Annotated in this window: 1 protein-coding gene; it reads right to left on the bottom strand. The window is 43.8% G+C overall.

Annotation, left to right across the window (positions count from 1 at the left end; genetic code table 11):
- Positions 1 to 236: ATP-binding cassette domain-containing protein (locus tag H4O21_RS24785; RefSeq protein ID WP_182812624.1), on the bottom strand; the 236-nt coding region annotated here is incomplete at its 3' end.
- Positions 237 to 349 lie beyond the last annotated feature (113 nt).

Below are 349 nucleotides of genomic sequence, written 5' to 3'. Positions count from 1 at the left end.
GTGCCACGCTCTCTTGGCGGAAGGTCAGTGACATTGCGATTATTCAGCAGAATATCGCCATCAGATGCGGCTTCGTGACCAGCAATCATACGTAGCGTTGTTGATTTACCGCAGCCGCTGGGACCCAGAAGACAACAATAACTGCCACCAGGAATTTTCAGATTGATCTCTCTTACCGCCAGACTCTCGTCGTAACGCTTGGAGACTCCGATGCGTTCCACAGAACCTTTGCTCATAAATTTTTCCAGAATTGTTAGCAATCTTTGTTGTTTATGTTAGCGATCATTGTGCCAGGCAAAGAGATATATCTTTATAATCTTGTTTTTATTGGTTTTATTTAATGCTGAGC

The organism is Oceanospirillum sediminis (genome assembly GCF_014164585.1).
Classification (GTDB): Bacteria; Pseudomonadota; Gammaproteobacteria; order Pseudomonadales; family Halomonadaceae; genus Oceanospirillum; species Oceanospirillum sediminis.
The sequence above is the reverse complement of the archived record's forward strand: the minus strand, read 5'-3'. Positions and strand labels throughout refer to the sequence as shown.